The 21985-nt window shown below is 66.6% G+C and carries 21 protein-coding genes; 13 read left to right on the forward strand and 8 right to left on the reverse strand.

Going from position 1 to position 21985, the window contains the following annotated elements; all coding sequences use genetic code 11:
• Positions 1-31: 31 nt before the first annotated feature.
• The 5 genes from AB4Y99_RS02260 to AB4Y99_RS02280 all read right to left on the reverse strand — a co-directional run bounded on the left by AB4Y99_RS02260 (position 32) and on the right by AB4Y99_RS02280 (position 5421).
• Positions 32-646 (reverse strand): glutathione S-transferase family protein, encoded by a 615-nt coding sequence (locus tag AB4Y99_RS02260; RefSeq protein WP_441522210.1) that lies wholly within the window; start codon positions 644-646, stop codon positions 32-34.
• The gene (locus AB4Y99_RS02265; protein ID WP_441522211.1) at positions 643-1998 is read right to left on the reverse strand and encodes an MmgE/PrpD family protein; all 1356 of its coding nucleotides are present in this window, start codon (positions 1996-1998) and stop codon (positions 643-645) included. Before AB4Y99_RS02265 ends, AB4Y99_RS02260 begins: the two co-directional genes overlap by 4 nt.
• Before the next feature lie 36 nt (positions 1999-2034).
• On the reverse strand, positions 2035-3387 hold the full coding sequence (locus tag AB4Y99_RS02270; RefSeq protein WP_441522212.1) for an MmgE/PrpD family protein: 1353 nt from the start codon (positions 3385-3387) through the stop codon (positions 2035-2037).
• A 405-nt stretch (positions 3388-3792) separates the two neighbouring features.
• Positions 3793-4503 (reverse strand): Bug family tripartite tricarboxylate transporter substrate binding protein, encoded by a 711-nt coding sequence (locus AB4Y99_RS02275; RefSeq protein WP_441522213.1) that lies wholly within the window; start codon positions 4501-4503, stop codon positions 3793-3795.
• Positions 4504-5421 carry a LysR family transcriptional regulator gene (locus AB4Y99_RS02280; protein WP_038362676.1) on the reverse strand — a complete coding sequence of 306 codons (918 nt, stop codon included), beginning with the start codon at positions 5419-5421 and terminating at the stop codon, positions 4504-4506.
• 107 nt (positions 5422-5528) lie between these two features.
• Here AB4Y99_RS02280 and AB4Y99_RS02285 point away from each other — a divergent pair, with 107 nt between their 5' ends.
• Positions 5529-6614: a 4-oxalomesaconate tautomerase gene (locus AB4Y99_RS02285; RefSeq protein ID WP_441522214.1), complete on the forward strand. Its 1086-nt coding sequence runs from the start codon at positions 5529-5531 to the stop codon at positions 6612-6614.
• A 20-nt stretch (positions 6615-6634) separates the two neighbouring features.
• Here the strand turns inward: AB4Y99_RS02285 and AB4Y99_RS02290 are convergent, their stop codons facing one another.
• Together AB4Y99_RS02290 and AB4Y99_RS02295 are read right to left on the reverse strand one after the other, a co-directional pair.
• Positions 6635-7354: a GntR family transcriptional regulator gene (locus AB4Y99_RS02290; protein ID WP_197062741.1), complete on the reverse strand. Its 720-nt coding sequence runs from the start codon at positions 7352-7354 to the stop codon at positions 6635-6637.
• A gap of 175 nt (positions 7355-7529) precedes the next feature.
• Complete coding sequence (locus tag AB4Y99_RS02295) at positions 7530-8903, reverse strand: MmgE/PrpD family protein (protein WP_191124223.1); 1374 nt, start codon at positions 8901-8903, stop codon at positions 7530-7532.
• A gap of 481 nt (positions 8904-9384) precedes the next feature.
• On the opposite strand from AB4Y99_RS02295, the gene AB4Y99_RS02300 reads away from it, so the two are divergent.
• The 3 genes from AB4Y99_RS02300 to AB4Y99_RS02310 all read left to right on the forward strand — a co-directional run bounded on the left by AB4Y99_RS02300 (position 9385) and on the right by AB4Y99_RS02310 (position 12712).
• On the forward strand, positions 9385-10398 hold the full coding sequence (locus tag AB4Y99_RS02300; RefSeq protein ID WP_441522215.1) for a threonine ammonia-lyase: 1014 nt from the start codon (positions 9385-9387) through the stop codon (positions 10396-10398).
• 196 nt (positions 10399-10594) lie between these two features.
• Positions 10595-11662, forward strand: a complete 1068-nt coding sequence (locus AB4Y99_RS02305; protein ID WP_441522216.1) for a glutamate cyclase domain-containing protein — start codon at positions 10595-10597, stop codon at positions 11660-11662.
• 147 nt (positions 11663-11809) lie between these two features.
• The gene (locus tag AB4Y99_RS02310) at positions 11810-12712 is read left to right on the forward strand and encodes a LysR family transcriptional regulator (RefSeq protein ID WP_112761619.1); all 903 of its coding nucleotides are present in this window, start codon (positions 11810-11812) and stop codon (positions 12710-12712) included.
• Between the two features lie 21 nt (positions 12713-12733).
• Here AB4Y99_RS02310 and AB4Y99_RS02315 read toward each other — a convergent pair whose 3' ends face one another.
• The gene (locus tag AB4Y99_RS02315) at positions 12734-13621 is read right to left on the reverse strand and encodes a LysR family transcriptional regulator (RefSeq protein WP_441522217.1); all 888 of its coding nucleotides are present in this window, start codon (positions 13619-13621) and stop codon (positions 12734-12736) included.
• A gap of 278 nt (positions 13622-13899) precedes the next feature.
• Here AB4Y99_RS02315 and AB4Y99_RS02320 point away from each other — a divergent pair, with 278 nt between their 5' ends.
• From AB4Y99_RS02320 to AB4Y99_RS02360, 9 genes are all read left to right on the forward strand, one after another.
• Positions 13900-14712 carry a putative hydro-lyase gene (locus AB4Y99_RS02320; protein ID WP_051988140.1) on the forward strand — a complete coding sequence of 271 codons (813 nt, stop codon included), beginning with the start codon at positions 13900-13902 and terminating at the stop codon, positions 14710-14712.
• Positions 14713-14777: 65 nt separating this feature from the next.
• Positions 14778-16034, forward strand: coding sequence for an ABC transporter substrate-binding protein (locus AB4Y99_RS02325; RefSeq protein WP_441522218.1), 1257 nt, complete (start codon positions 14778-14780; stop codon positions 16032-16034).
• 25 nt (positions 16035-16059) lie between these two features.
• On the forward strand, positions 16060-16938 hold the full coding sequence (locus tag AB4Y99_RS02330) for a branched-chain amino acid ABC transporter permease (protein WP_441522219.1): 879 nt from the start codon (positions 16060-16062) through the stop codon (positions 16936-16938).
• Between the two features lie 2 nt (positions 16939-16940).
• Entirely contained in the window at positions 16941-17954 is a 1014-nt protein-coding gene (locus AB4Y99_RS02335; protein WP_191124220.1) for a branched-chain amino acid ABC transporter permease, read from the forward strand.
• Positions 17951-18685, forward strand: a complete 735-nt coding sequence (locus AB4Y99_RS02340; RefSeq protein WP_441522220.1) for an ABC transporter ATP-binding protein — start codon at positions 17951-17953, stop codon at positions 18683-18685. Before AB4Y99_RS02335 ends, AB4Y99_RS02340 begins: the two co-directional genes overlap by 4 nt.
• Positions 18675-19382: an ABC transporter ATP-binding protein gene (locus AB4Y99_RS02345; protein ID WP_113254314.1), complete on the forward strand. Its 708-nt coding sequence runs from the start codon at positions 18675-18677 to the stop codon at positions 19380-19382. Before AB4Y99_RS02340 ends, AB4Y99_RS02345 begins: the two co-directional genes overlap by 11 nt.
• 67 nt (positions 19383-19449) lie before the next feature.
• Positions 19450-20208, forward strand: a complete 759-nt coding sequence (locus AB4Y99_RS02350) for a LamB/YcsF family protein (protein ID WP_441522221.1) — start codon at positions 19450-19452, stop codon at positions 20206-20208.
• Complete coding sequence (locus AB4Y99_RS02355; RefSeq protein WP_441522222.1) at positions 20205-20936, forward strand: 5-oxoprolinase subunit B family protein; 732 nt, start codon at positions 20205-20207, stop codon at positions 20934-20936. Before AB4Y99_RS02350 ends, AB4Y99_RS02355 begins: the two co-directional genes overlap by 4 nt.
• Positions 20933-21958 carry a 5-oxoprolinase subunit C family protein gene (locus AB4Y99_RS02360; RefSeq protein ID WP_038362693.1) on the forward strand — a complete coding sequence of 342 codons (1026 nt, stop codon included), beginning with the start codon at positions 20933-20935 and terminating at the stop codon, positions 21956-21958. The genes AB4Y99_RS02355 and AB4Y99_RS02360 overlap by 4 nt, the downstream gene beginning before the upstream one ends.
• Positions 21959-21985 lie beyond the last annotated feature (27 nt).

Below are 21985 nucleotides of genomic sequence, written 5' to 3' on the forward strand. Positions count from 1 at the left end.
GGCGTTCATGCCGGCGCATGCCGCGGTTTCATCAGCTCAGCGCTTCCGCGACATGCCGCCTGTATCCGTCACGGCCAGCGAGACGCTCGCGATAGGCCGCCAGCGACGGCAGATCGGGACGGGCTAGCGGGACGAGGAACCAGCGGTGGACAGCGGGCGCCAGGGCGATGTCCGCCAGTGTCAGGGACGGGCCGGCGAGATAGTCGTTTGCTTGGAAATGTCGGTCGAGCAGCGCGGCGTGGGCCGTCAACGCCTTGAGAGCCGCTTCCGCCGCCGCCGCGTCCTCGGCCTTCAAGGCGGTTCGGATCTTGCCCATCGCCGGCACGAAGGCGGTGGCTCCCCAATCCATCCACTGGTCGGCGCTCGCACGTCCTGCCGCGTCCGGCGGCCAGATCGCCCCCTTGCCGTAGCGATGGCCCAGGTAGCGCAGAACCGCATTCGATTCCCAGACGACGGCGCCATCATCGACGACGGTCGGCACCTTCCCATGCGGGTTGAACGCGCGGTAATCGATCGCGTCCGTGCCGCCGAACCGCCCGCCGCACGCGATCAGCTCGTAGCCCACCCCGAGCTCGTCGAGGGCCCAGAAGGCCTTCGCGCAATTCGATGAATCGCGGCGTCCGTAGATTTTGAGCATCGTCTTCATCCTTGCTGGGTCGCGGTCATGATGCCTTCGATGCTGGGCGCCTGATCGAGCGCGAGAATGGCGCGGAACAGGCTGCGAGCGCGCTCCTCGTCCAGGCTCGCGCCGGCGCAATCGACGAACTTGGCCTCCAGCTCGTCGTCCGACATCGGATTGAGCGGCCCGCGGCCGAACTCGGTCGAGGCCGAGGCTTCGACGACGCGTCCGTCGCCGAGCGTGACCTTGACGCGGCCGAGATACTCGTTCGGCTCGTCATGGGCGATGGACCGAGTCAGAGCGGCAAGGGACGCCGTATCGGCGTCGAGGAAGGTGCTGTCGTCGAAGTCGCCGAGGCGGACAATGCCGGCCGTCAGCGCCTTGGCGGTCAAAAATTGGACGCTGAACTTCGCTTCGAGCCCGGTCTTCGGCCGGGGACGATCGGTGTGGGCGAGCCGGCGCCGGTGGGTCCAGGTCTCGATCGCCGTGATCTCACCGGACCTGAAGGGGCCGTGCCGGCGGTGCAGGGTCAATGCCGCATCGATGGCGGAATGTGCGCTGCCGCAGCAGGGGTGCTGCTTGATCGCAATGCCGGGCGAGAGAACGTCCGGCGAAGTCAGCCAGTCGCCAAGCGCCCTCTGCGGATCGAAGGTTCCGGCGCCGTTCAACACGTTGAAGAAGCCGTATTCGTGTTCGAAGGCTGAATGGCTGGCCGTGACGCCCTGCTCGGAGAGTGTTGCAGCGAGCAATCCGTTATAGGCGGCCTGACCGACATGGAGGGGCTTGATCGGCGTCCCGAAATTGGACTTGAGGCCGCTTGCCATCGATACCGCGATCGCCAGTGCCGTGGCCATGCGCTCCGGATCGAGGCCCAGCAGATGGGCGCTCGCCGTGGCGGCGCCGAATACGCCGAGCGTGGCGGTCGGATGCCAGCCTTTCTCGTAGTGATGCGGCATCACCGCCCTGGCGAGCCGCAATTCCAGCTCAACGCCTGCGAGATAGGCCGACAGGACAGCTCGTCCGGAAGAGCCGCGATCCTGCGCGAGCGCAAGCAGCGCGGGCACGACTGGCGCCGAAGGGTGGCCACCCATGGTGGTGCTGCAATCGTCGAAGTCGAGAGCATGCGCCGCCGTACCGTTGATGACAGCGGCCTGCAGCGGGTGGCAGCGCCCGGGGCGGCCGATCTTGGTCGCGGGGCCGGCATCGGCGGCAATCTCCAGCGCTCGCTCGATGCCGTCAAGAAAGCCTGCCCGGCATCCGGCCAGCGCGGTCCCGATCGTATCCGCGAAGGCGCGCGCCGCCACGCGGCCCGCTTCCGGCGGCATCGTATCGAGCGTTATGGCGCTGGCGCGCCCTGCAAGTTCGAATGCGAAGCTCATGGAGTCCTCGTCGCTCAAAAGGCTGGGCCGGGCCGGTCAGACGCAGCTGGATTCTTGGATCAGCGCGGTCAGTTCAGGGACGCTGTCGAGATCTTCGAGCCGCATGAGCATGTCGAAGCTGGCTTCGATTCCTGCGGCCGTCAGCGCGCGGCCGGCGCAATCGGTGTATTTCGCCCGCAACATGCCGTCCGGCAGCGGGGCTTCCGGCCCACGGCCGAGAGGGGAAGACACCGACGCAGTGAGGCGGGTGCCATCGCTCAGGACGACGACGATTTCGGCGCCATAGTCGTTGGCGTCGTCGCTATGCTCGTCTACGCCGATGAGTTCCATCACGCGCGTGACCTGCGGATCATAGAGCGCGTCATCCTCGAAATGCGAAAGCGTTACGGCGCCGTTCACCAACCCTCGCGCGACCGCGTAGGGCATCGAAAACTTGGCGTTGAGCGCGCTGGTCGCGGGGTTGCGTACATGCGGTAGCAGGCGTCTGCGGTGCATCCGCACTGTCACCGCGGCGATGCTGTCGGCGGTCAAACTCTCGCGGCGCCGGAGTTCGATGGCGGCATCGATCGCACCATGCACGCTGTAGACGCACGGGTATTTCTTGATGGAAATCCCCGGCGCCAGCAGATCGAGCGGCTGCCCCCACGCTTCCAGCATGCGATCCGCGTTGAAATGGCCCGTGCCGTTGAAGACCTCGAGAAATCCCTGGGGATGCTCGAAGGCTTCTGGCGAAGCCGGCACGCCTCCTGCGGCGAGAAGAGCGGCGAACAGCCCGTTGCGCGCGGCGAAGCCGGCATGCAGCGGCTTGGTCTGCGTGCCGAAATTCGCTTTGACGCCGCTGGCGAAGGATGCGGCCGTCGCCAGCGCATGGGCGAGCCTATCGGCGGGGAGGGYGAGCAGCCTCCCGCAGGCCGCAGCCGCGCCGAATATTCCGAGCGTGGCCGTCGGATGCCACCCCTTCTCGTAGTGATGGAAATTGACGCCTCGCGCGATGCGGGTCGCAGTCTCGACACCGACGATATAGGCGTCGAGCAGCTCGGCTCCTGTCGCGTCGCRCTGCTCGGCGAGGGCCAGCAGTGCCGGGATGATGATGACGGTCGGGTGGCCGGAGAGCGATTTGCTCGTGTCGTCGTAATCGAGCGCGTGGCCGGACGTGGCGTTGACATAGGCTGCTTCGAGGCGGCCGATCCGTGCCTTACGGCCGAGCACGAGGCAATCCCCGGCATTCGGTGAGGTGGCTAGCGCGATGTCCGTCGTCGCTGTCCGTGCGCCCAGCAGGGCGCAGCCGATCATGTCCGCGATGGCGTCCTTGGCCCATTTGCGAGCCATCGGATCGAAGCTGTGCGGATCGAGGGCAACGGAACGCTCCGCAATGTGCTGGACCAGCATCCGCAATTCTCCGAGAGACCAGATGGCGACGACAACCGTGTGCGCTGTACCGATATGCGCGGCAGGGCGCGTCTGTCTACTTCTGCATGCAAATGAATTCAATAGAGCTCAATTTGTCGCGAACAGGCAGCTGCCGCGCTCGGTAACGATGTGTCGGAGGGCGCAGTCGGGCGGGGGCTCGGCCTCGGGAGGCGGGGCCGCCGAGTTGATCGCGAGAAGCGGCCTGTGGCGCGTCAGGAGCGCGGCTGGCCAGTGACACCACTCGCGGAAAGCATGCGGACAGTCGAACATGCGCAACGCCATGCCGCCTTGCRGCCGATGTGCGGCCGGCGCGGCGTCGGCAAAGGCGCAGGATCGCAAGGCGCGATCCTGCCAGGCCCGATAACGTCAGGCGTTTGCGGCGTTTCAGATCGACATGTTCGCGCTCTTGACCAGCTCTGCCCAGCGCCTGGATTCGGCACGCATCATCTCGGCGAAGGCTGCCGGTTCGTTGCCGATCGGCTCCGCGCCTTCGTTGCGCAGGCGCTCCTTGATCGTGTCGTTGTTGATCGTGCTGACCGTGGCGTCACGAAGAGCCTTGACGATGGACTCCGGGGTGCCCTTCGGCACGACGAGCCCGTACCAGGCCGTTGCCCGGTAATCCGGCCAGCCGAGTTCGGCCACGGTCGGAGTCTCGGGGAAGAGCTTGGTGCGCTGCGGGCTTGTGACGGCCAGCAGCCGCACGGACTTGCCCTCGATCAGACCAAGCACCGACGGAACGGTCGTCACCATGAAGTCGGTCTGTCCGGCGAGGAGGTCCGTCAAAGCTGGCCCGGCCCCGCGATAGGGAACGTGGACCGCATCGAAGCCTGCAGTCCTGGCGAGCAGGACGCATAGGGGACAAGCAACTTCATCGGCCGCGTGGGAAAGGCAGCCTGCGACCGTGYGACGGTGCTGAGCGCGCTCCCTGCCGCCAGAGAAGCCGCGCCCAGAACCAAGCTCCTGCGAGTCAGATGCATCATTCGTCCCTCCCAAAGTCAGGGCGACTGGTGGCCCCGTTATCGGAGCTTCTTTCAACGCAAAGGGCGAATTTGAGAAATGCGATAATTGATCCGATTGATGCGGTATCCCTATCAATTATAGAAAGTTCGATCGCGGGTTCGCATTCCAGGTGTGGATCAGCATGTCCCTGAAGCGTTGGGCCGCAGGTGCAAGGCGCGCTTTCCGCCGCTCGACCAGGCCGATCGTTCGCGATACCGGCGGTGCGCCGATTGCCTTCGTCGCAATGACGGGGTGATCCTGCGGTGGCGTCGCGAGCCGGGGCAGCACCGAGACGCCAAGACCGCGCTCGACCAGTCCGAGCGACGTCGTCAGGTGGTTGACTTCGAACTTGAACGTCAGCCCCACGCCCTCCTTGGCGAGAGCGCTTTCCAGGATCATGCGGTTGCCGCTGGCGCGGCTGACCCCGATGAGCGTCTGGTCGGCAAGATCCTTCCAGGCCAGCTCCTGCCGAGCGGCGAGCGGATGATCACGCCTGCATGCGAGGACGAATGGGTCCTCGACGAGCGGTGTGAAAGCCAGGTCAGGGTCCGAACTGCCGAGAAGATTGATGCCGAATTCGGCTTCGCCCCGTGCCACGCTCTCCAGGCCGTCATTTGCGGACAGATCGAGGATACGAAAGCGGATCAGCGGATAGATCGCGCTGAACGACTCGATGGCGCGTGGCAGGAAGTAGAAGGCGGCCGTCGGCACGCAGGCGATGGTGACCTGACCGTACTGCCGCCCGGCGACACCCGTGATGCCGAGCAGAGATTCCTCAAATTCGTCGAGCAGGCGACGGGCCAGCGGCGCGAAGGACCGGCCGACGCTCGTGGGTCCGACTCTGCGCGTCGTTCTTTCCAGCAGCGGCGCGCCGACCGCGGCTTCCAGCGCCTGCACGCGACGGGACAGGGCGGGCTGCGAGATGTTGAGCATCTCAGCCGCTTTGTGGAAGCCGCCCAGCTCGAGCACGGCGAGAAAGGCGCGTATATCGAGCAGTTCAAAATTGATGCGCATTGCCGATCAATGATCGAAATTTTTGCATTTCACAACATGATGGGGGTGGCAGATATCGCTTTTCCAGTTGCCGTCGATCTCGGCGGAAGCTGCTGGAAGGAGCCGCGATGGCGACCCAACTTCGCATTCCATGCACACTCATGCGCGGCGGCACGTCGCGCGGTCCTGTTTTCCTCGCTTCCGACCTGCCGGCCGATCCCACTCTGCGTGGCGAGATTTTGCTGTCGGTCTTGGGGTCGGGCAATGAGCTTCAGATCAACGGGCTCGGTGGCGGCAACCCTCTGACAAGCAAGGTCGCCATCGTGGGGCCATCGACTCACCCCCGCGCCGATGTCGACTATCTCTTCGCCCAGGTGAAGGTCATCGAAAGGATCGTCGACACCTCCCCGAACTGCGGGAACATGCTGTCGACGGTTGCGCCCTTTGCCATAGAGAAGGGACTCGTTCAGGGCCAAATCGGCCGCACACGCGTCGTCATTCACAACGTCAACACCGGCCAACTCATCGCCGCCACGGTGCTGACCCCTGACGGGCGGCCCACTTACGATGGCGACACGGTCATCGACGGCGTTCCAGGCAGCGGCGCGCCGGTCGAACTGGAATTTCTAGGCGTCGCTGGCGCCAAGACCGGAATGCTGTTGCCGACGGGATCGGCCGTCGACAGAATCGACGACGTCGAAGTCTCCTGTATCGACGCTGCGATGCCTCTGGTCGTGATCGAAGCCACCGCGCTGGGGAAGACCGGCGGCGAGTTGCCGGCGGACTTGGATGGCGACCGGTCGTTGATGAATCGTCTGGAGAGGATCCGACTGGAAGCCGGCAGGCGAATGGGGCTGGGAGACGTGTCCGGCCTCGTCATTCCAAAACCCGTGTTGATCGGGCCGCCGCAGAAAGGCGGTACGCTCACGGCGCGCTACTTCATGCCGCACTCCTGCCACAAGGCTTTCGCCGTGACCGGCGCCGTCGGTCTCGGCACGGCCTGCGGCACGCCGGGCACGCTGGCGCATCGTCTCGTCGGAGAGGCCAGCCTGCCCCGCAGCGTGACGATCGAGCATCCGTCGGGGCGCATCGAGGTCGTCATCGACCGACGGGAAGGCGCAGCCACCGCCGCGGTGCTCAGAACGACAAAGCCTATCCTGGAGGGCATCGCCTTCGCCCAAATTCCGGACCGGCCGGCGCCCCTCGCGGCCTGATGCTCTCTGGGGAGTTTCGTCTAGTTCTGTAGTCTGCCGATCGTCTGCAACAGGCGGTGCTGCAAGGACGACCGTACATGGGCGCGGGCGGCGGATTCGGCGCGCTCGCTGTCGCGCTCCAACAATGCCGCGACGATGGCGCGATGCTCCGACGCCGCAGATCGCGCGCGATCGCCCATTGCGAGGAGACTCGGCAAGAGGGACATCGTGATGCCGAGTTGCGTCAGGCTGCGGAGCAGATAGCGGTTATGCGCGGCAAGCGCGATCATGTTGTGGATTTTGACGTTTATATCGCTGAGAGCGTCGAGGGTTACGCCCGGCTCGGATTCGAGCGCGCTCAGGGCGGAGATCGTTTCCAGCTCGATGTCGCTGGCGCTCTGGGCCGCCAGGCGCGCTGCTGCGCCCTCGAGCACCTCCCTCATAAAATAAAGTTCGACCACCTGCTGATGGTTGAGGTTGGAGACGATCAACCCGCGCCGGGGCTCGTTCGTCAGCAAGCCGTCGGCTTCGAGACGAAGGATGGCATCGCGCACGGGCGTACGCGACACGCCGAAACGGGCCGCGAGATCGACCTCCGTGACGCGCTCGCCGATGGGAAGCGTGCCTTTGCGGATGGCATCGCGCACCTTGATCTGGATATCGGAGGCCAGATCGCCGCTGCCGCTGATCTGATGATCGGTCGTGTCGGCCGAAGTTGGTCGCCGTTTGCCGCTGGTCCGGACTTTGACTGGCTTCGCCAACCTGCAAACCTTTCATCGCCTGACGGCGCGCATCGGCCGGGCCGAGACGCCGGCCACTGCCGGACAGAGGCTCGGCGCAACCGCCGAGCCTGAGCAGTGCGGTTAGCACGGATGCCCGAAACCGGCCAAGATGCCACGGGCCTGACCGCTCTGAGGGCGGCCCAGGCGATGGGCTTCAGTGCTGCCGGGCCTCAAGCAAGGCGGAAATTCTTGGAATAGACAGCCTGTCGTTCGTGGCGAAGCCCGTGACCGCCTTGAACAGCTCGTCTGCCCTCTCGTCTCCCAGAACCGGCGCGACAAGCCCTTCGAACTTGTCTTGAATCTGGGCCCAGTTCAGCGGCCGGTCGGGGTGACCGAGGACGATATCGACCGAGGCCTCCATCTGCTGCCCGTCCGAGAGATCGATCAGCAGCTTCGCGGCCACCTCCGACTGCCCCTTGACGGGAATGCACTCGATTTTGGGCAGGAGTTCCGAAACCGCCGGATCCGCAACCATCTCATCGGTAAAATCGAAAGCGGAGAGGCGGTACCCGGCGAGACCCATGGCAATGCAGCAATAGGTGCTGAAACGGGCTTCCAGGCCCGTTCTGGGCGCGGGGTTGCCTGCGGCCACCAGCGCAATCGGATTGACGAAGGCCTGAATCCTGGTGACCGTCCTGTTCCCGACCTGATCCTTGACGCTCAGGGCGGCTTCAGCCGCGGCATGCGTCGCGCGGCAGCTCGCGAAGCGCTTGTAGCCATTGCGCAGGACGTACCACTGTTCGTCGAAGTCCAGCTCCGGCAGCACAAACTCCGCTCCCTTCAGGAAGCTCGGCAGCAGCCCCTTGTCGCGCTCGAAGAGGTTCTGCCCGGACACGAAGCCCGAACGCGCCATTTCTGCGGCCATAACGCCGTCCATGGCTGCCTTGCCCGCATGGAACGGCTTGGAATGTGTGCCGAACGAGCCGACGAGCCCGCCTGCGGTTGTGGCGGCGACACCAAGCGCGTTCGCCACCTGATCCTGGTCGAGATCCAGGAGAACGCTCGCACTGGCCGCGGCACCGGCTCGGCCGAATATCGATGTCGGGTGGAAGCCATGGTGCTGAAGTGTGCGGCCCACACCCTGCTGCCCCCCGCCGCCGAGCCGCGCCATGACTTCATATCCGGTGACGAAAGCACGGAGGGCGGTCTCGTCGTCGACCTCGTGATGTTCCGCCAGGCTGAGCGCGGCCGACCAGCAGGGGCCGCTGGGATGTCCACCGCCGGCGTAGTGCACGTCGTCGAGGTCCATGGCGTGGGTCATGGTTCCGTTGAGCAATGCCGCGATCGCCGGCTGGGTTTTCGAACCTAGAAAGATGCGCGCCCCGCCCGGCGCGTTCCAGTTGGCGGCGACCGCGCGGAGGGCTTCGACGGCGCCGTCCTGATGGCCGGCCACCGAGACGGCGATGAAGTCGGCGAGAGCTTGCCTGCCGGCATCCCGCACCGCTTCCGGCAGGACTCGTCCGCGTGCGCCGGCGACAAAACTCGCCAGCTTTTCAGAGCGGTTCTGTTCGAAAGACTGCTCGCTCATTGATCACCTCCAGCGGCTCGACCGACCTGAGGCAGCGCCGTAGCCTCACCGGGGCATATCGTGCTGACGTCGCACGTCAAGTACAAATGTATGCAGGTGCATGTTGATTTGTTTCGAGGCTCGTTTTGCTGGTCTTTTCAGCTACGATCATGCCGGACAATCGTTCGAGAGCCGGGCTGAAGACGGACTGGCCGGTAGATCGCTCGACGCTTGATCGGGCTACACCGCGACCTGCGCCGCCAGGCTGGGCGGCGCATGGGTTCGCGTTGGAGGGGGCGGCGGCCCCATCTCTTGGCGCTCGCGGCAGTTAACCTGACAACGCCGTGCGACCAGCGGTGCAGCTGAACGGTTCGCGCTAAGCGTCCAATTCGGCGCCGCCCAATCGATAAGCAGACCTTATCCACTCCCATCGCGATTGAGAATTTGACCGCGTTACGGATTTAAATAGCTTGTCTGAATAATTACTGACGGGATAAAATAGATGAGCGGAAGAACTCAAGTAAAGATCAGTGAAGATCTTCGGCTTTGCGTCGAGTTTCGTGACGTCGCAGCGGCGGCTCTTCGGATCTCCGACCATGTTGTCAGAACGCCGCTCATCGCGAATGACGAGCTTGATCGCATCCTCTCCGCAAAAGTCCTGTTGAAGGCCGAGACGCTGCAGACCACGGGTTCGTTCAAGTTCCGCGGCGCGCTCAACCGCGTCTCGCGCATGACCCCGGCTGAGCGGAAGGGCGGCATCGTCGCCTGGTCCTCGGGCAACCATGCGCTGGCGATCTCCGCCGTCGCCGCGCGCAACGGCATCAAGGCGACGATCCTGATGCCCTCGGACGCGCCGCGCACCAAGATCGAGGGCGCCGAGCGGTTCGGCGGTACGGTACGCCTCTATGATCGCGCGACGGAAGTGCGCGAGACGATCGGGGCCGAGATCGCGGCCGCCACCGGCGCCGTGATCATCCCACCCTATGACGATCCCGACATCATGGCGGGGCAGGGTACGGTCGCGCTGGAACTCGCCGAGCAGGCTCGCGAGCGCGGCGTTTCGCTCGAGATGCTCGCGGTGAGCTGCAGCGGTGGCGGGCTGGCGGCGGGCTGCGCCATCGCGATGAACGGCGCCTCCCCCGATACGCGCGTGTTCTGCGTGGAGCCCGCCGGTTTCGACGACACCGCCCGCTCGCTCGCGTCCGGCCGGCGCGAGAGCAATGCGCCCGGCGCCCGGAGCCTGTGCGACGCGCTGCAGGTCGCGACCCCCGGAGAGCTGACCTTCCCGGTCAACCAGGCGCTGCTGGCCGGTGCCGTCGCCGTCACCGATGACGAGGTCTGCCGCGCCATGCGGCTCGCCTATGATTTGCTGAAGCTGGTGGTCGAGCCCGGCGGCGTCGCCCCCCTGGCCGCGGCGCTCGCCGGCAAGCTCGACGTCGCCGGCAAGACCGTTGCTCTGGTGCTGAGCGGCGGGAATGTCGACCACGACACATTCGCCCGGTGCATCGCCGTCTGAGCTCCTGTTTGGAAACTCACTTTTCATCCCGAGAAGCTGCAAAGCAGCCTCTCGAAGGATGATTCCAAATGATTCCGGAGCCTCCTCAAGCCTCCTTTGAACGCCCTTTCTGACGGAATGGCTGCTCGGGATGAGGGTTGAGGGAATGTCCAGAGAGGCTCTGAAACCTTCCGTTCCTGAAAGATACCGAACCGCCATGCTGTCGAAAGAAATGCCGCTCTACGATCGCCTCGCCGCCACGATCGACCGCTTCATGACGATCGACCTCACTGGCGTCGGCCTGATCGACCATCTCCGCGGCGCGCTCGAACGGCGTCAGCAGGGGCCGATCTGCATGGGCGCGGCCGAGATCATCGTGAACAGGGTCAGGGAGAAGGGCGGCCCCGTCCTGATCGCCACCGGTTTCCCGGAGGGCGGCGGCGTGCCGGAGACCGACGGCCCGGTCGGCGCGGCGCTGCTGGCGCGAGCGCTGTTCCTCGGGCTCGGCGTCGAAAGCGTCATCGTCGTCGACGAGGATTGGGAGGCGATGATGCGCCAGACCTGCCTCGGCGCCGGCCTCGCCCCGATGCCGTTCCCCGTCTCGGGCGTGATCGAGCCGATCGCCTTCCTGCGCCCGGTCTATATCCGCACGGTACCGAAGGACGCCGAGGGCTGCCGCGCGGTGAGCGACGATCTGCTGGAGCGAACGCGGCCGAGCCTGATGATCGCGATCGAGCGCCCCGGCGCCAATGCGAACGGGCTCTATCACGGGCTCGGCGGGCGCCCGCTCGACGGCATGGTCGGCGATCTCGACTATCTGTTCCGCACCGGAAAGGAGCTCGGCCTGCCCTTCATCGGCATCGGCGACGGCGGCAATGAGCTGGGCATGGGCGTGCTTGCCGAGGATCTGCCGGGCTTCTCGCCCAAGGCCGCTGATTGCGGCATTCCCGGCCGGGGCGGCGTCGCGGCAGCGACGGCGGCGAGCCATCTCGTGATCTCCAATGTCTCGAACTGGGGCGCGACCGGCATCATCGCGGCGCTTGCGGGGTTGCTGGAGAACGAGGTCGTGTTCCATGAGCCGGAGCTCGAAACGCGCTGCATCGAGCAATGCGTCGCTGGTGGCGGTGTCGACGGCATGTTCATGGCGCCGGAGCCGGCGGTCGACGGCATCTCCGCCCGCGAATGGGAAGGGCTCGTGCGCAGCCTGCGGGGCTCGGTGCTGCGCGCGCTGGGGCATTCGGTCAACTGGAAGGGCGATCGCGGCGACTGGCGGCAGGTGAAGTGACCGGGGCGGTCCGGCATCGCCTCGGATGTTTGGAACCGGATGCGTGAAGCGCCGCCGCAGTCCCAGGCGAGGGGCCAATCATGCTAGCCTGCCTGGAGCGGCCGGCGGCGATCGGCCGGCCGGCAAGCGAGCGGGGCGCCGCCTGAGATGACCGATTTCCGCAGCCTCGAGCTGTTCTACTGGGTCGCGGAGCTGAACAGCTTCAGCCGCGCGGCCGAGCGCGCCAACACCACGCAGCCCTCGGTCTCGCAGCGGATCGCGGCACTGGAGGCGGAGCTCGGCGTCAAATTGTTCGAGCGCAACGCCCGTTCGATCAGCCTGACCCATCAGGGCCGCAAGCTCGTCCAATATGCGGAGCGCTTTCTGCTGCTGCGCACGGAGATGCTGGCCGAGGTCGGCTCGGCTGTCGCCATGAAGGGCATCGTCAGGCTGGGCGTGTCGGAGACCATCGCGCAGACCTGGCTCAGCCGGTTCATGGAGCGCGCGCATGCTGTCTATCCCAACATCGTCATCGATCTGACGGTGGACGTGTCGCCGGCAATGCGCGACCTGCTCGCCCGCGGCGACCTCGACCTCGCCTTCATGCTCGGCCCGATCGACGACCTGACCATGGCGAGCTGCGACCTATGCGCCTATTCACTGGCCGTGATCGCCTCCCCGGATATGGTGCTCGGCGAGGAGCCGCTCAGCATCGCCGAGCTTCGCAATTTCCCGATGATCACCTACCCCAAGGCGACGGCGCCCTATCCGCGCCTACGCGAGGCGCTGAACGATCCGTCCCTGCCGCCGCCGCGCATCTTCGGCAACTCGTCTCTGACGACCATCGTCCAGATGACGCTAGACAGGATCGGCGTCAGCGTGATCCCGCCGGTCGTGGTGCAGCGCGAATTGAAGGAAGGCCGGCTGCGTATCGTCGAGACGGTGCTGGACCTGCCGGATCTGGTCTTCACCGCTGCCTTTCCGCTGACGCTGAGCGGCAGCCTCGCACGCCCGATGGCCGAGCTCGCCCAGGACATCGCGCGCAGCTACGAGGCGAGCCGCGCCTTCTGAAGGCGGAGCTCGCAGCCCGCCTCAAGCTCGGTCGATCCCGAGCCGCGCGGCCACCCACAGGACCTCGTCGGCAAAGGCCCGGACCAGGGGCTGACGCCGCGAAACCTTCGGCCAGATCAGCCCGATCGAGCGCTTCGGCGCATCCACGATCGGCAACTTCCGGACATCGACGCCCTGCGGCCAGGGCGGCAGCCAGTCCGGGATGAGCGCGACACCGAGCCCTCTATGGACCAGAATGGTGATCGCCTCGATCGAATCAAGCTCGTGGAATTCGCGCGGCACGATGCGCTTCGAGCGCAGATATTGCTCGACGACGCGGCCGCCCCAATGGTTGCGGTCGTAGCGGATGAAGGGCTCGGTCTTGAGCAGCAGCCCGGGGTCGCTTTCCGCGGTCTCCCGCGGCGTGATCAGGAGCAGCGGCTCCTGCCGCAGCTGCGTCCATTCCAGGGTCTTCGGCATCGCGAAGGCCGGCTGGACGATGATGGCCGTGTCGAGCTCACCGGCGGCCAGCTTGGCATAGAGATCCGTCGACGTACCCGGCAGGATGTAAAGCTCGATGCCCGGTCGGTTGCGCTGCAGCGCCAGCATCACATCCGGCATGAGGCCGCTCAGCACCGTGTGGATCACGCCGACCCGCAGCAGCCCGACATCCTGGCGCCCCGCCGCCGCTGCCTTGATATGGGACACCGTGCCGACGACGAAGCGGGCATCCTCCAGGATCGCGGCGCAGGCGGCCGTCACGCACATCGTATTGCCCGAGCGATGGATCAAAGGCGCGCCGATCTCGCCCTCCAGCACCTTGATCCGCTGCATCACGGCGGAGGGCGTTAGGTTCAGCGCCCGTGCGGTCCGGGTGAGCGATCCCGTCTCCGCGACAGTCAGCAGGGTCTGCAGGAAGCGCGTATCCATTTGTAGTTTTTCTTAAAAGCGAAAGTAGAGAAACGCATTTTTCATTTTGTTCGCGGTGCGTCAAATTTAGTGCGCTGCACAAGACGCGGAGCCTCCGCGCGGCTGTCCGATCACGGACCCGTCTGCCCGGAAGGACGGCAGCCGGCCGGCCTTCCGGCATAACGGCCCGTTATGGCGATCGATACGGATTCACGATTGGACGTGTGCGCCGGACGGTGCGCCCATGATGCAACGAATGGGATGAGGGGATGGCGGAGACGATGAGCAGGCCGACGATCATGCCCGCATCGCAGCATGCGGCCGGCGCGTTCGACATCGGCTCGGCCCTGTCGGTTCGGCTCGCCTGTCGCAGCGGAGCGCTGAAGGGAACGACCTCGGGCCTGGCTCCCGGCTTCGTCCAGGGCAATCTCGCCATCCTGCCGGCCGATCTCGCCGGCGATTTCCTGCGCTTCTGCCAGGCCAATCCGCGTCCTTGCCCCATCATCGGCGTGTCCGATGTCGGTAGCCCGCTGGTGCCGGTCCTCGGCCGGGATCTCGACATCCGCACCGATTTTCCGGGCTATCGCGTCTGGGAGAATGGCGAGCTCGTCGCCGAGACCGGCGATGTCGGCCAGTATTGGCGCGACGACCTCGTCTCCTTCGTCATCGGCTGCTCGCTCTCCTTCGAGGAAGCCCTGCTCGACGAAGGCATCCCGCTGCGCCATGTCGAGCGCGGCCTACGCGTGCCGATGTTCCGGACCAGCATCGACTGCGTTCCGGCCGGCCCCTTCAGCGGCCCGATGGTTGTCTCCATGCGCCCCCTCAAGGCCGCCCATGCGATCCGGGCGATTCAGGTCACCTCGCGCTTCCCTGCCGTGCACGGCGCGCCGGTGCATATTGGAGACCCGGCCCTGATCGGCATCAGGGACGTCTCGCAGCCCGATTATGGCGACGCCGTCGAGGTGCTGCCCGGCGAGCTGCCGGTGTTCTGGGCCTGCGGCGTCACCCCGCAATCCGTCATAGCCAAAGTGAAGCCGCCCTTCGCGATCACCCATGCGCCCGGCTGCATGCTCGTGACCGACCGGCGCAACACGGAGTTCGCCGTCATCTGATCTCCACCACCACCCTGCCGGCCGAAAAAGAGCCGTGCAGTCATCAACAAAGAGGGGTTTAAGCCATGAATCGTAGAGAATTGCTCCTGGCGGGCGTGTCCGCTGCCGCCGCCGGCTCGCTGGCCTATCCCGGCACGTCCCGGGCGCAGGCGCCCAAGGAAGTCACCATCGGCGTGATCTACCCGATGTCCGGGGCGAGCGCGCAGGTTGGCATCGACGCGCGCAACGCCTTCGAAACTGCGCTCGACATCATCAACAACGACCACCAGCTCGATCTCGTCGCCGCCAAGGGTGCTGGCCTTGCCGCGTTGGGCGGGGCCAAGATCCGCCTCGTCTTCGCCGACCACCAGGCCGATCCGCAGAAGGGCAGGGCCGAGGCCGAGCGCCTAATCACGCAGGAGAAGGTCTCGGCCATCATCGGCTGCTACCAGTCCTCCGTCTCCGCCACGGTCAGCGCCGTCACCGAGCGCTACGGCGTCCCCTTCCTGTGCGCCGACTCCTCCTCGCCGAGCCTGCAGCGCCGCAACATGAAGTTCTTCTTCCGTCCGGCCGCCCAGGACGAGATGTTCTCGGCCGCGATGTTCGACTTCTTCGACGCGCAGAAGAAGAAGGGCAAGAAGATCGACAGCGTCGGGCTGTTCTTCGAGGACACGATCTTCGGCGTCGATTCCTCGAACACGCAGCGCAAGCTCGCCAATGACCGGGGCTACAAGATCGCCGCCGACGTCAAATACCGCACCAACTCGCCGTCCCTGACGGCCGAGGTGCAGCAGCTGAAGAGCGCCGACCCCGACGTTCTGATGCCCTCGACCTACACCACCGACGCGATGCTGCTGGTCAAGACGATGGCGGAGCTCGGCTTCAAGCCGAAGAACCTCGTCGCGCAGGCCAGCGGCTTCTCCGAGCAGGTCACCTACGATGCCGTCGGCGACAAGCTGAAGGGCGCCATCACCCGGGCCAGCTTCTCGCTCGATCTCGCGGCGAAGCGCCCGTTCATCAAGACCGTCAACGACATGTTCAAGGCGCGCTCGACCCGCGACCTGAACGACAACACCTCGCGCCAGCTCATGGGGCTGCTGCTGCTGGCCGAGGCGATCAACCGCGCCGGCTCGCTCGAAGGCCCGAAGGTCCGCGACGCGCTCGCCGCCACCGACATTCCCGGCACGAGCACGATCATGCCCTGGGCGCGCGTGAAATACGGGCCGGACGGCCAGAACCCGGAGGCCAGCCCGGTTCTGCTGCAATATCTCGGCGACAAATTCGTCACCATCTTCCCGAGCGAGGTCGCGATCGCGGATGCGATCTGGCCGATGAACGGCTGACCCTCACTTCAGGAAGGAATCCGGCATGACGACGCAAGCACTTCTCCAGGTGCTTGCGAGCGGCCTGCTCATGGGGCTGATCTACGCCCTGATCGCAGTCGGCCTCTCGCTCATCTTCGGCTTGATGGATGTGGTGAACTTCGCCCATGGCGAGTTCCTGATGACGGCGATGTATGTCGTCTTCGGGCTCTTCCTGTTCACCGCGCTCGATCCCGTGCTGTTCGCCCCTGTCGCCGCCGCGGTGCTCTTCTGCGTCGGCGCGCTGGCCTATCTCGGCATCGTCCGCTTCGCGATGCGGGCGAAGGCCAATCAGGGCATGGTGCAGATCTTCGCGACCTTCGGCCTGGCGACGCTGCTGCAGGGCGCAGCCCAGTACTTCCTGACGCCCGACTATCGCAGCATCGGCAACTCCTGGCTCGGCGGCAAGACGCTCGACCTCGGCGGCGTCTTCCTGCCCTGGCCGCAGATGTTCGGCGGGCTGGTTTCGATCGCGGCCTTCGGCGGGCTCTACCTGCTGATGTCGCGCACCGATTTCGGCAAGGCGCTGGAGGCGACGCGCGAGGACCAGGGCGCCGTCGCGCTGGTCGGCATCGACCGCAACCGCGTCTTTGCGCTGGGCTGGGGGCTGGGGGCCGCGCTCGTCGGCCTTGCCGGCGCGGTGCTCGCGATCTTCTATTACATCCACCCGCAGGTCGGCGCGACCTYCGGCCTGATCGCCTATGTCACCGTGGCGCTCGGCGGCTTCGGCAGCGTCTTCGGCGCGCTGGTCGCCGGCGTCATCGTCGGCCTGGTCGAGGCGCTCACCGCGGCGTTCCTGCCTCCCGCCATGAAATCCCTCGGCATCTTCGCGCTCTATCTCGGCGTCGTCTTCATCCGGCCGAGCGGCCTGTTCGGAAAGCTGTGACGATGACGGACGAAGCCCTGAACCTTCCTCCGGCCTTCGGCATGCTGCCGCGGCGCCGCAACCAGCTCCTCGTCGCCGCCGCGGTGTTCGCGGCGATCGCGGTCTCTCCCTTCGCGATCAAGGACGTCTATCTCCAGAACGTGCTCGTGCTGACGCTGCTCTACGCTGCCGTCTCGCAGAGCTGGAACATCCTCGGCGGCTATTGCGGCCAGATCTCGCTCGGCCACGCGCTCTATTTCGGCATCGGGGCCTATGCCACCTCGGTGCTCTTTGTCACYTATGGCGTCGTACCCTGGGGCGGCATGCTGGTCGGCGGCATCCTGTCGGCCGCCATCGCGCTGCTGCTCGGCTATCCCTGCTTCCGCCTGAAGGGGCATTACTTTTCGATCGCGACCATCGTCATCGCGGAGATCGGCCTGCTGCTGGTCCATAACTGGGACTTCGTCGGCGGCGCGCTCGGCATCCAGTGGCCGTTCGGCTCCGACAGCTGGGCGACGCTCCAGTTCGCGCGCGACAAGGTGCCCTATATCCATCTCGCGCTCGCCTTGCTGGCGATCACCTGGTTCGTCACCTTCCTGATCGAAGGCTCGCGCTGGGGCTATTGGTGGCGCGCGGTCAAGGATAATCCGGAAGCCGCCGAAAGCCTCGGCGTCGAGATCTTCCACTCGAAGATGGCGGCGGCAGCGGTCTCGGCCTTCTTCACCGCGATCGGCGGCGCCTTCTATGCGAGTTTCCTGGCCTATATCGACCCGGAGAGCGTGATGAGCTTCCGTTTCTCGCTGCTCTTTGCCCTGCCGGCCGTGCTGGGCGGCATCGGCACGCTCTGGGGACCCGTCGTCGGCGCCGCGATCCTGATCCCGCTCACCGAGATCACCCGCTCCTATCTCGGCGGCTCCGGCTCGGGCATCGACCTGATCATCTATGGCGGCCTGATCATGCTGGTCGCGCTCGCCAAGCCCGAAGGCATCCTCAGCCTCTTCCAGGGCAAGAGGCAGAAGGCGGAGGGGCGCTCATGAGCACGGACATCCTCCTCGACGTCCAGAATGTGACGCGGCGCTTCGGCGGTCTGGTCGCCAATTCCGACGTCTCGGTCGAGGTGCGCCGCGGCGAGATCCTCGGCCTGATCGGGCCCAACGGCGCCGGCAAGTCGACCCTGTTCAACCTCATCGCCGGAGCATTTCCGCCGAACGAGGGCAGCATCCGCTTCGAAGGGCAGGRCATCGCCAGGCTGTCGGGGCCGGCGCGTTGCCGGCTCGGCATCGCCCGGACCTTCCAGGTGCCGCGCTCCTTCGACTCGATGAGCGTGCTCGACAACGTCATGGTCGGCGCCTTCGCCAAGGAGCCGGGCAGCGCGGCGGCACGCCGGGTCGCCTATGAGACGCTCGCCTTCTGCGGACTGCAGCAGCGCGCCCCGGCGCCGGCCGGCGAGCTGACGCCGCCTGAGAAGCGCAGGCTGGAGGTGGCGCGCGCGCTCGCCACCAAGCCCAAGCTCCTGCTGCTCGACGAGGTGATGACCGGCCTCACGCCGAGCGAGGCCCGGCTCGGGGTCGAGCTGGTGCGCAAGGTGCGCGACCAGGGCGTCACCGTCGTCATGGTCGAGCACGTCATGGAAATCGTCATGCCGCTGGTCGACCGCGCCGTTGTGCTCAACCTCGGCAAGGTGCTGGCCGAAGGCAAGCCGCGGGATGTGGTGCGCGACGACGCCGTCATCACCGCCTATCTGGGGGAGAGACATCGTGCTGCTTGAAGTCTCCTCCCTGACCACGGCCTATGACGGGCTGATCGCGATCTCCGACATCTCGGTGACGGTGGCTGAAGGCGAGATCGTCGTCGTGGCGGGCGCCAACGGGGCCGGCAAATCGACCCTGCTGAAGACCATCTCCGGCATGGAGAAGGCCCGCTCCGGCACGGTCTCCTTCGCCGGCGAAACGATCAGCGGGCTGCCCGGCCACGAGATCACCAAGCGCGGCGTCGCCTATGTTCCCGAGAACAAGCGGTTGTTCCCGCGGCTCTCGGTCTCCGACAATCTGAGGCTCGGGAGCTATCTGCACCGGGCCAAGGCCGATCGCGAGCAGCCGCTGGAGCAGGTCTTCGCCCTGTTCCCGCGGCTGAAGGAGCGCCTGCCGCAACGCGCCGCGACCCTGTCGGGCGGCGAGCAGCAGATGCTCGCCATCGGCCGGGCGCTGATGACACGCCCGCGCATCCTGATGCTCGACGAGCCGTCGCAGGGCATCATGCCCAAGCTGGTCGACGAGATCTTCGCGGCGGTCGAGACCATCCGCAAGGCCGGCGTGACCGTGCTCCTGGTCGAGCAGCGCCTGGCCGAGAGCCTGGAGATCGCCGATCGTGCCTATGTGCTGCAGACCGGCAGGGTGATCCTCTCCGGCACGGCCGCCGAGGTGCGCGACAACCCGGATATCCGGCGCGCCTATCTCGGCATGTGACGCAAAGGAGGGCGCCGCAAGGCGGCGCCCTCATCGGTTTCGGCAATTCAACCAAGCGGGGTGGGCCATGCTGTCCGTCGATCTCAATTCCGATCTGGGCGAGGGCTTCGGGACCTATAGCTGCGGCGACGACGAGGCCATGCTGGGCATCGTCACCTCGGCGAATGTCGCCTGCGGCCTGCATGCGGGCGATCCGGAGATCATGGCGAAGGCGTTCACGGTGGCGCGCGAGCGCGGCGTGGCGATCGGCGCGCATCCCGGCTTTCCCGATCTCTGGGGGTTCGGGCGCCGGCGCATCCCGTTCTCGACCGGAGAGATCGAGCGCCTCGTCGCCTATCAGCTCGGCGCGGCGCAGGCGCTGGCGGTCTATGCCGGCCACCGCATCAGCTATGTGAAGCCGCACGGGGCGCTCGGCAACATCGCCTGCGAGGAGCGCCCGGTCGCCGATGCGATCGCGCGAGCGGTGAAGGCGGTCGATCCCAGCCTCGCCCTGCTGGCGACGGCGCTGACCGCGCAGGTCGCGGCCGGCGAGGCGGCAGGGCTGACGACCTATCAGGAGATCTTCGCCGATCGCGGCTACACCGATGAAGGGCTGCTGATCGCGCGGAGCAAGCCCGGCGCGATGATCACCGATCATGAGGAGGCTGCTGCCCGCGTCATCGAGATGGTCACCGAAGGCGTCATCGTCACCGCGACGGGCAAGCGCCTGCCGACGCCGGTCAGGTCGATCTGCGTGCATGGCGATTCCAGCCATGCGGTCACGATGGCCCGCCATGTGCGCAAGGCGCTGGAACGGGCCGGCATCACGCTCGCGGCCTTCGCATGAGCGCTTCGGACGCCACGCCGCGCTTTCTCGATGCGGGGGAAGCCGCGCTGGTCGTCGAGTTCGGCAGCGGCGTCGACCCGGCAGTCAGCGACCGCGTGCTCGCGCTCGACGCCGCGCTCGCGGAGGCGGCGCCCACGGGCCTGCGCGAGCTGGTGCCGACCTATCGCTCGCTGATGATCCATTACGACCCGTTGCAGATCACCCGCGACGCGCTGGTCGGGATGGTCGAGGAGCGGCTGTCGGCTCCCAAGACGCGCGAGCGCAAGGCCGTGCTGTGGACGGTGCCCTGCTGCTACGAGGCGCCGCATGGCGAGGATCTCGCCGAAATGGCGGAGATCATGGGCATGCCGGCCGAGAAAGCGGCGCAAATCCATGCGGGTGCCACCTATCGCGCCTATATGTACGGCTTCGCGCCGGGCTTCACCTATCTGGGCGGTCTGCCCGACGAGATCGCGATCTCGCGGCGGACGAAGCCGCGCCCGCCGCATGACAGCAAGGTCGTGCTCGTTGGCGGCGGGCTCAGCGCCATTGCCACCTTCTCGATGCCGACCGGCTGGTACGTGGTCGGGCGCACGCCGGAACGCCTCTATGCGCCCGAGCGCGCCAGCGCCTTCCTGATGGAGCCCGGCGACGACATCCGCTTCGAGCCCATCGATGCCGCCACCTTCGCCGCGCTCGACCGGCGCGTCGAGGCCGGCGAGGTGGTGGCCCGGAGGCAGGGGCAATGACCGGGACGCTCAGCATCCTCTCGGCAGGCCCGGGCTCCACCGTGCAGGATGGCGGCCGGCACGGCTATCTGCGCTATGGCGTGACCGGGGCGGGGCCGATGGATCCGCTCGCCCATGCGGTCGCGAACCGGGCGCTGGGCAATCCCGCTGGGGCGGCCGCCATCGAAGTCTCGCTGGGCGGCATCGAGATCACGGCCGAGGAGGCGCCGCTGACCGTCGCGGTCGCGGGCGGCGCCTTTTCCGCGACGCTGGACGGGCAGGCCCTGCCGCCGGCCGTGGTTGTGCGTCTCGAGCCTGGAGTCCAGCTGAGGCTCAGGGCCGGGGCGGCCGGGTGCTGGTGCTATCTCGCGGTTGCCGGCGGGCTCGACCTGCCGCTCGTGCTGGGCTCGGCCTCGACCCATACGCGCACAGGCATCGGCGGCCTCGAAGGGCGCGCGCTTGCGGCCGGCGACAGGCTCGCGACCGGCACGCCGGCCAGGGTGTCGGTCGCGGCGGGGGCGATCCAGGCGCCGCTGCTGGAGCGCCCGGCCGAGACGATCCGCGTCATCCTCGGGCCGCAGGACGATTTCTTCGCCCCCGACCAGATCGCCTCCTTCCTGGCGGGGCCCTGGACGGTTTCGGCGCGCGGCGACCGCATGGCCTGCTTCCTCGAGGGGCCGAAGCTGACCCATCTGCGCGGCTACAACATCACCTCGGACGGCATCGCCATGGGCGCGATTCAGGTGCCCGGCGAAGGACAGCCCATCATCCTGATGGCGGACCGGCAGTCGACCGGCGGCTACCCCAAGATCGCGACCATCATCGGCCCCGATCTCGGTCGCCTGGCGCAGGCCCGGCCGGGCAGCACCCTGTGCTTCCGCAGCGTGTCGCATGCCGAGGCCGTCGCCGCGCGGGCGGAGGAGCAGGCGTTCCTGGCGGGCGCGATTCCGGTCGAGCCGCTGATCCGCACCCGTTTCACCTCCGAGTTCCTGCTCGGACTCAATCTCGTCGACGGCTATGTCGACGCCCATGCGCAGGCATGACCTGACGCGGCATCATCGGGAGTTTCG

This window comes from Allobosea sp. TAB14, from assembly GCF_052113865.1.
GTDB classification, from domain to species: domain Bacteria; phylum Pseudomonadota; class Alphaproteobacteria; order Rhizobiales; family Beijerinckiaceae; genus Allobosea; species Allobosea spartocytisi.

Excerpts from the sequence above, each read along its gene's own strand:
- AB4Y99_RS02280 (WP_038362676.1), bottom strand. The coding sequence starts at position 5,421 with ATGCGCATCAATTTTGAACTGCTCGATATACGCGCCTTTCTCGCCGTG.
- AB4Y99_RS02320 (WP_051988140.1), top strand. The coding sequence starts at position 13,900 with ATGCCCGCATCGCAGCATGCGGCCGGCGCGTTCGACATCGGCTCGGCC.
- AB4Y99_RS02350 (WP_441522221.1), top strand. The coding sequence starts at position 19,450 with ATGCTGTCCGTCGATCTCAATTCCGATCTGGGCGAGGGCTTCGGGACC.
- AB4Y99_RS02325 (WP_441522218.1), top strand. The coding sequence starts at position 14,778 with ATGAATCGTAGAGAATTGCTCCTGGCGGGCGTGTCCGCTGCCGCCGCC.
- AB4Y99_RS02260 (WP_441522210.1), bottom strand. The coding sequence starts at position 646 with ATGAAGACGATGCTCAAAATCTACGGACGCCGCGATTCATCGAATTGC.
- AB4Y99_RS02360 (WP_038362693.1), top strand. The coding sequence starts at position 20,933 with ATGACCGGGACGCTCAGCATCCTCTCGGCAGGCCCGGGCTCCACCGTG.
- AB4Y99_RS02315 (WP_441522217.1), bottom strand. The coding sequence starts at position 13,621 with ATGGATACGCGCTTCCTGCAGACCCTGCTGACTGTCGCGGAGACGGGA.
- AB4Y99_RS02265 (WP_441522211.1), bottom strand. The coding sequence starts at position 1,998 with ATGAGCTTCGCATTCGAACTTGCAGGGCGCGCCAGCGCCATAACGCTC.
- AB4Y99_RS02355 (WP_441522222.1), top strand. The coding sequence starts at position 20,205 with ATGAGCGCTTCGGACGCCACGCCGCGCTTTCTCGATGCGGGGGAAGCC.
- AB4Y99_RS02300 (WP_441522215.1), top strand. The coding sequence starts at position 9,385 with ATGAGCGGAAGAACTCAAGTAAAGATCAGTGAAGATCTTCGGCTTTGC.
- AB4Y99_RS02295 (WP_191124223.1), bottom strand. The coding sequence starts at position 8,903 with ATGAGCGAGCAGTCTTTCGAACAGAACCGCTCTGAAAAGCTGGCGAGT.
- AB4Y99_RS02285 (WP_441522214.1), top strand. The coding sequence starts at position 5,529 with ATGGCGACCCAACTTCGCATTCCATGCACACTCATGCGCGGCGGCACG.
- AB4Y99_RS02305 (WP_441522216.1), top strand. The coding sequence starts at position 10,595 with ATGCTGTCGAAAGAAATGCCGCTCTACGATCGCCTCGCCGCCACGATC.
- AB4Y99_RS02310 (WP_112761619.1), top strand. The coding sequence starts at position 11,810 with ATGACCGATTTCCGCAGCCTCGAGCTGTTCTACTGGGTCGCGGAGCTG.